Source organism: Streptomyces sp. NPDC007162 (genome assembly GCF_040634175.1).
In the GTDB taxonomy this organism is placed as follows: domain Bacteria; phylum Actinomycetota; class Actinomycetes; order Streptomycetales; family Streptomycetaceae; genus Streptomyces.
The window spans coordinates 1-4,660 of record NZ_JBEYFC010000610.1 but is presented as its reverse complement, the minus strand read 5'-3'; the positions used below and the strand labels follow the sequence as shown (position 1 = coordinate 4,660).

The following is a 4,660-nucleotide window of genomic DNA, read 5'->3' as shown; positions in this document are numbered from 1 at the left end:
GTCAGGGGCACGTTCATGTTGCGCCGCCGGCCGATCGGGAAGCCGCCGGGAGCTGGTCCTTGACCCACGGATCGAACACCGCCAGTCGATGGGCCGCCGAAGGGTAGAACGTCGCCAGCTGATCAGCGATCCAGGGATCCGTGGGCTGCCGTGCGGTGTCGTGCCCGTTGGTACCGGCCGTGACGCCTGCTGTGGCACCGGTGACCGGGTGGTGCTCGCCGACCTGGGAGGTGACCGCCATTGCCGAGCCGCCACCGACCAGTACAGCGCCGGCGGCGAGCGCAGCACTGACGGCTGCGCCGGTGATCCGTCGCGTCAACTTCATGCTCTTCTCCTCCTGGCTCCGTCCGGCTTGCGCGATCACCCTGTGAGGTGAGTGCACTGCGATTCGGAAGCATTCGTTCCGGTTGGTGTGTCTACCCCGTCGTGCTCCGCGCACACCTGGGGCCGCGGCGGCGCATCCACTGCCGGGGTGGTTCGGGAATGAAGGGCGAGGGTTCGGGCCGATGTGCCCGTTCGAGCGCCCGCCGACGCGAGGGACACGGGAGGCGGGGCGCTCCCGGGCCCCTGCGCGGCGGTGCACGGGGCCCGGTCCGAAAGCCCCAGGAACCGGGCCCCGGCTCCGGACCGGGAACCAAACGGGAACGGGGACGGAGAAGGTGGCGACCGACGGACAGCGGCGGGGTCCGGTGCCGACGCTCCGTCGTTCCTGGCCTCGTTCCAGCAACCCAGCAACCGTTCGGGAGACTCGTATGCACCCCCTGCTGCGTATCAGTGAGGAAGTCGGTGACGCGTTGGCCGAGAACCGGCCCGTCGTCGCCCTGGAATCGACGGTGATCGCGCACGGCCTGCCGTATCCGCAGAACGTGGAGACGGCGCTCGCCATCGAGAAGGCGGTGCGGGACTCGGGCGCCGTGCCGGCGACCGTGGGGCTGGACGGCGGCCGGTTCACCGTGGGCATGTCGCCCGACGACATGGAACGCTTCGCGACCGGTACCGGAGTGCCGAAGGTGTCCAGCCGGGACGTCGGTGTGGTGCTGGCGGGCGGCGGGCTGGGGGCCACCACGGTGGCGTCGTCCCTCGTGGCCGCCGATCTCGCCGGCATTCCGTTCTTCTCCACGGCGGGGATCGGCGGCGTCCACCGGGGCGCGGGCGAGAGCTTCGACGTCTCCGCCGACCTCGTGCAGTTCACCCGGAGCAAGGTGGCCGTGGTGTGTGCCGGCGCCAAGAGCATCCTCGACCTGGGACTCACCCTGGAGTACCTGGAGACGCTGGGTGTACCGGTGATCGGCTACCGCTTCGACGACTTCCCCGCCTTCTACTGCCGCTCCAGCGGCCTGCGTGTGCCGCAGCGGCTCGACGACCCCGGCGACGTCGCGCGGGCGCTGCGGATGCACTGGGCGGCGGGTCTGCCGGGCGGTGCGCTGGTCACCGCGCCCATCAGCGAGGAACACGCCCTGGACGGGGACCTGATGGAGGGTGTGATCCAGGAGGCGCTGCGCGGCGCCGAGCGGGACGGGGTACGCGGCCCCGCCGCCACCCCCTACCTGATGAAGGCCGTCTCGCGGGCCACGGAGGGGCGCTCCGCCGCCGCCAACCGCGAGGTCCTCATCAGCACCGCCCGGCTCGCCGGGCACCTGGCCGTCGCCTACGCGGCCACCGCCGTGCCCGTGGAAGGAGTCGCGGCATGACCTCCGTGTTCGTCTTCGACATAGACGGCACCCTCGCCGACACGCCAGCCGCCATCGCGGAGCTGATCGGTGACGTGGTCCGCGACTTCGGCGCGCGCCCCGGTCGCCGGGAGGTGCTGGCGACCGTGGGCAAGCCCCTGGAGGCCTCCATCGCGAGGCTGCTGGGCACCGGCGTCCACGACGCCGTGACCGCCGAGGCCGCGGCGCGCTACCGCAGCCGCTTCGCCGTGGACGTGCTCAGCCGGGGGCCGGAACTCCTGTTGCCGGGCGTGGCCGAGGGGCTGGAGCGGATGCGGGCGGCGGGGCACCTGCTCGGCATCGCCACCTCCAAGATCCACGCCAGCGCGCACGCGCTGCTGGACGCCACCGGGATCCTCGACAGGTTCGACACCGTCGTCTGCCACGACATGGTCGGCCGCGGCAAGCCGCACCCCGACATGGCACTGCGGGTCATGTCCGAACTGGGCGGCCGGCCCTCGCGTTCCTGGTACGTGGGCGACACCGTCACCGACGTGAGGATGGCGCGGGCCGCCGGTCTGCGGACGGTGGCGGTCTCCTACGGTGTCGACACCGCCGAGGCGCTCACGTCCGCCGGCGCCGACCACGTGGTGGCCGACTTCGCGACGGTCACCGACCTGCTGCTTCAGAAAGCGGCGTCATCCGGCGGGACCCGTGCCACGGTCGACCCGGAGGCGACCGGGGCCCGTACCGTGACCGGTCCCGAGCCGACCGGCGTCCGCTCATGACCGTCCGGAGCGAAGAGACCGCCGCCGCCACCCCCGCGGCCACCACCCGCTTCACCGGCCGTATGGCGGCCGCGCTGCTGGCCCTGTCCATCGCCCAGTTCCTGGTGGCGCTCGACTACTCGATCATCTACGTGGCACTGCCCAGCATCGGATCGGGACTGGACCTGGCTCCGCAGCGGCTCCAGTGGGTCGTGTCGGCGTATGCCGTCTTCTTCGCCAGTTTCCTCGTCGTCGGCGGCCGCGCGGCGGACCTGACCGGACCGCGCAGGCTCTTCCTCGGTGCGCTGGCGCTGTTCGGCCTGGGTTCCCTCGCGGCCGGTCTGGCCGGGGACCAGTGGCTGCTGATCGTCTCCCGTGCCGCCCAGGGCATCGGTGCGGCCGCCCTGACCCCGTCCATGCTGGCCCTGATCGGTGCCGCGTTCCCGGCCGGTGCCGTGCGCTCCCGGGCGCTGGCGATCTGGGGGGCGATCGGCGCGGTGGGGCTCGCGGCGGGTGTGCTGATCGGCGGCGTGCTCACCTCGGCGCTGTCCTGGCGGTGGGTGTTCTTCGTGAACGTGCCGCTCATCGTGGTCACCGTCGCCCTCGCCCTGCGGGTGCTGCCGGCCGGCGCCCGCACCGGGGCCTCGGTCCGGAATCTCAACGTCCCCGGCGCGGCGCTGTTCACCGGGGCGGTCCTGTGCCTGGTGGCGGCGCTCACCCAGGCCGCGGCGGACGGCTGGACCTCCGGGTCCTGCCTCGGGTGTCTCGTGGCGGCCGCCGCCCTGGCCACGGCCTGGACGGCGTACGACCGTCGCCCGGCCGCCACCCCCCTCATCCCGCGGGCGCTGCTGCGGGTGCGCTCGCTGGCGGGCGCGAGCGCGATGTCGGCGCTCTACATGGCGAGCGTGGGCGCCGAGTTCTTCCTGATCACCCTCTTCCTCCAGGACGTGTGGGGCTACGGTGCCCTGGAGGCGGGCATCGCCTTCCTGCCGCTGACGCTGAGCGTGGTGGCGGGCAACCTCGTCACCGGGAGGCTGGCGCAGCCCTGGGGCATCCGCCGTACCCTCGCCACCGGCTTCGCGGTCGGCGCGGTGGGGCTGGCCCTTCTCGGCATCGGCACGAACGGCTCGGGCTATTGGACCGCCGTACTGCCCGGCCTGCTGGTCAGCGGCCTCGGCCAGGGCATGGCCTTCGCGGGCATGTACATCGGGGGCACGAAGGACGTGCCCGACAGCGAGCAGGGCACCGCGTCCGCGGTGCTGACGACGACGCAGTACACGGGCGGTGCCATGGGCCTGGCGGTGCTGGTCCTCATGCTCGGTGACGCACCGGGCGACGCGGCGTTCGGCCGGGCCTACGCACTCACCGCCGTACTCGCCCTGGTCGCCGCCGCGACCGCGCTGACGACGCTGTCCACCCGCGCCGAGGAGGGCGCGCCGGCTGCCGGGGGCGAGCGATGACGCTGCCCCGGGTGACCGGTCCCGGCGCCGGCTCCCGCGCCCTCGTGGGCGGCACCGCGGTGTCGTTCCTGGTCACCGGGGACGACACGGCCGGCCGCTTCGGCCTCACCGAGCACCGGATCCCGCCCCGGGCCCCCGGGGCACCGCTGCACTTCCACAGCGCACTGACGGAGATGTTCTACGTGGCCGAGGGCGACGTGCTGCTCACGCTCGGCACGGACCGGCGCGTCGCCACTCCCGGCACTTTCATGCTGGTGCCGCCCGGAACCCCGCACGCCTTCGGCAATCCAGGCACCGACCCGGCCACCCTGCTGGTCATGTTCACCCCGGACGGGGGTCGGGAGAAGTACTTCCGCGAACTGGGCGAGCTGCTCGACTCCTCGCCCGAACCGACCCCGCAGATGATGGAGGAACTGGCCCGCAGATTCGACCAGTTCCCGGCCTGAGGGCCACAACCGACCCGTGAAGTGAGGAGACAACCATGCCTGTCGTGACCGTGGACTGGTGGAAGGGCAACGACCGACAGAAACGAGCCGATCTCGTGGGCGAGGTGACGGCCGCCGTGGCCCGGATCGCGGGATGCCCGGCTGCCGCCGTGACCGTCCTGGTGAGGGACGTCGAGCAAGATCACTGGGGGAGTGGGGGCGTGCTCGCCGACACACGGGCCGTGTCGCCCGCGGACCGGGCGCCGGCGCTCGGGGACCGCCCGCACCAGGAGGCCGGTGCTCACTGAAACGACCTTGCGCATACGGTGGGTGGCCGGCGGCGTCACGCTGTCGGCCAC

At 72.8% G+C, this 4,660-nt stretch carries 6 protein-coding genes; 5 read left to right on the top strand and 1 reads right to left on the bottom strand.

Annotated features, from left to right (window positions below; translation table 11 throughout):
• Nucleotides 1-13: 13 nt before the first annotated feature.
• Nucleotides 14-364 carry a hypothetical protein gene (locus ABZ646_RS40425; RefSeq protein ID WP_360530916.1) on the bottom strand — a complete coding sequence of 117 codons (351 nt, stop codon included), beginning with the start codon at nt 362-364 and terminating at the stop codon, nt 14-16.
• A 388-nt stretch (nt 365-752) separates the two neighbouring features.
• Between ABZ646_RS40425 and ABZ646_RS40420 the strand changes: the two genes are divergently transcribed.
• The 5 genes from ABZ646_RS40420 to ABZ646_RS40400 are packed head-to-tail and all read left to right on the top strand — an operon-like array spanning nt 753 to nt 4,609.
• Nucleotides 753-1,691 carry a pseudouridine-5'-phosphate glycosidase gene (locus tag ABZ646_RS40420; protein ID WP_360530913.1) on the top strand — a complete coding sequence of 313 codons (939 nt, stop codon included), beginning with the start codon at nt 753-755 and terminating at the stop codon, nt 1,689-1,691.
• Nucleotides 1,688-2,437, top strand: coding sequence for an HAD family hydrolase (locus tag ABZ646_RS40415; protein ID WP_360530909.1), 750 nt, complete (start codon nt 1,688-1,690; stop codon nt 2,435-2,437). Before ABZ646_RS40420 ends, ABZ646_RS40415 begins: the two co-directional genes overlap by 4 nt.
• On the top strand, nt 2,434-3,876 hold the full coding sequence (locus ABZ646_RS40410) for an MFS transporter (RefSeq protein ID WP_360530905.1): 1,443 nt from the start codon (nt 2,434-2,436) through the stop codon (nt 3,874-3,876). The genes ABZ646_RS40415 and ABZ646_RS40410 overlap by 4 nt, the downstream gene beginning before the upstream one ends.
• Entirely contained in the window at nt 3,873-4,322 is a 450-nt protein-coding gene (locus ABZ646_RS40405) for a cupin domain-containing protein (RefSeq protein WP_360530902.1), read from the top strand. Before ABZ646_RS40410 ends, ABZ646_RS40405 begins: the two co-directional genes overlap by 4 nt.
• 35 nt (nt 4,323-4,357) lie before the next feature.
• On the top strand, nt 4,358-4,609 hold the full coding sequence (locus ABZ646_RS40400; RefSeq protein WP_360530899.1) for a 4-oxalocrotonate tautomerase family protein: 252 nt from the start codon (nt 4,358-4,360) through the stop codon (nt 4,607-4,609).
• Nucleotides 4,610-4,660 lie beyond the last annotated feature (51 nt).

Coding starts and splice junctions, on each gene's coding strand:
- ABZ646_RS40420 (WP_360530913.1), top strand. CDS start 753: ATGCACCCCCTGCTGCGTATCAGTGAGGAAGTCGGTGACGCGTTGGCC.
- ABZ646_RS40415 (WP_360530909.1), top strand. CDS start 1,688: ATGACCTCCGTGTTCGTCTTCGACATAGACGGCACCCTCGCCGACACG.
- ABZ646_RS40410 (WP_360530905.1), top strand. CDS start 2,434: ATGACCGTCCGGAGCGAAGAGACCGCCGCCGCCACCCCCGCGGCCACC.
- ABZ646_RS40405 (WP_360530902.1), top strand. CDS start 3,873: ATGACGCTGCCCCGGGTGACCGGTCCCGGCGCCGGCTCCCGCGCCCTC.
- ABZ646_RS40400 (WP_360530899.1), top strand. CDS start 4,358: ATGCCTGTCGTGACCGTGGACTGGTGGAAGGGCAACGACCGACAGAAA.